This window comes from Brevibacillus sp. SKDU10 (assembly GCF_001645205.1).
Taxonomy (GTDB): domain Bacteria; phylum Bacillota; class Bacilli; order Brevibacillales; family Brevibacillaceae; genus Brevibacillus_B; species Brevibacillus_B halotolerans.
In genome coordinates, this window is record NZ_LSSO01000033.1 from 1 (window position 1) to 1,988 (window position 1,988).

Genomic DNA, 1,988 nt, shown 5'->3' on the forward strand with positions numbered 1-1,988 from the left:
GCAGCGATTAATCATTTTGTCTTACAAGCAGAAACAGACCGTCTGTATAAAGGGGAATGGGTCGACTACTTCCCAATCACCCTGTATGACATTGACGGTGATGGAACAATGGAAATTCTGACGTATGGTAACGCAGATGAAGTTGCAGATGTAGAAGAAGATAAAATTCCAGAAACACCGGAAGAAAAAAAGGCAACTGCCGAAAAGCTTCTCTATTTAAAAGATGAGCCTCTTTCGCTTTATGTTTTAAAATGGAAAGACGGCAAGCTTGTGCGGTTAAAGCAAGATCAGTTTACGCCACAGCAGTGGAAAAATGCTTTGGCACAAATGCCAACGGACTACCCTGGTTTCCCATATTACGCGCAAACGGAGAAGCAATTAGTTCCTACCGTACAGCGTCAAAGCTACACAGAAGCAATGATGCAGTCCGGTACAGCGCCATTCCGCGCTTTATTGCTGGATCTGGCACAGGTAGATAAAAAGCTGACTGACCAAGATGGTTATACGTATAAAACCAATCAATTTAATAAGCTAACCAAATTCCATGAAGTGGAAATTAAAAATGGATTTTTAACTGGCTCCTATGGTCAAATCTCCTTCCAGTACAAGACTCGTGGTACCAAGATTTTAGACACGATGCGCCTTCCTGATGGACAAGAAGGACTTCTGGTATTGGACGAAGACCTAGCTGTTATTACCGTTAAACCTGATGCGACTGTGGAAGAAAGCTACCGCTTAAATCGCAAATCCCTAAAGGGTGGACTTGCAATGAGCGATATTATGGTAGCGGACATCGACCATGATAATCAGGACGAGCTGTTGATTGGCGGCGTTCCTTCGTATATCCTACGTCCAACCGCGGACGGTAAATGGGATATGCTATTTGCAAGTAGCGAAAAAGACACAAGCTTCCGCTTAACCAATTATGCAAGCATTGGTAAAAACGAACATGCAGAGCTGATTGCCCAAGCAAAAAGCTGGGTGAGTAGCTTTGATCGTCGTTATCTCTCCGGCTTTGACTATACACAGGATGGGCTGAAGCAAAATTGGAAGATTTATTTACCATTAATTAAAATGCAAGTTGGAGACATTGACGGAGACCAGGAGAACGAGCTGGTTGCTACGATGTACGATAATCATCGTATTCTAGTATTCAAACGCCATCAGATCCCTGTCTTCCCAATCGCTGTCGGCATCACCATAGCACTGTTTGCTTTTGGTATCGTGAGGAGGGTTCGTTATGCTTCAAAATAAGGGAAAATGGTTGCTGGCGAGCATAACTGCGCTCACTCTCCTCTCCGGTTGTACGTATGAATCTGCTCCAAAGGAGTTTGTAAAGCTTGAAGATACGGCTCCTGCCGGCATTACCCCTGCTGAAAATCCTGCTGCCGTTTTACGTGCTGCTTTGGAAAAGGAAAAATCTTCCTTCGAGATGATGAAAAATGGTGTCAAAACAGAGGTCGATCCTAGTAAATACTGGTTTAGCGGCTACGTGAAAAATCGGATGATGTCACGTGAGACCACAAGTATGTTTGATGGTATCGTGGAAGGCCCAGATGCTTATCAGGTGACTGGTCGCATCGCTCGTCAGGAATTTGTTTACTACCGTAAGGGTGACGAACGCTATATTTTCAAAGGCGGCAACTGGATCACAGCACGCGAGGAACCAATTCCTATCGATGTATTTCGTGGTTATGAAGCCTGGTTACCTTTCTTAGACAAAGCAGTGCAGATGCCTGATGAAAAGGTGATTAGCACAGAGACTATTCCGTATCAGATCAAAATTACGGGTAAGGAATGGGTAGAGAAGGCTGATAGCGATCTTTTTGCAGCCTTTAAGGAGCAATTACAGGATCGTCCTGATATCAATGAGATTCTGGCTAACACCACCATTAAGATGACTGTCGGCATTGGGAAGGATGATGGTTTGATTCATAGCTATCAAACCTGGATCATCCTGCCGATCCCAGGTGGTGGTTACATGGATC

At 44.3% G+C, this 1,988-nt stretch carries 2 protein-coding genes; both read left to right on the plus strand.

Annotation, left to right across the window (positions count from 1 at the left end):
* A partial coding sequence (locus AYJ08_RS03495; RefSeq protein ID WP_064016607.1) for a hypothetical protein occupies nucleotides 1-1,254 on the plus strand: 1,254 nt, incomplete at its 5' end.
* On the plus strand, nucleotides 1,241-1,988 hold a 748-nt coding region (locus AYJ08_RS03500), incomplete at its 3' end, for a hypothetical protein (protein WP_064016608.1). The genes AYJ08_RS03495 and AYJ08_RS03500, both read left to right, overlap by 14 nt.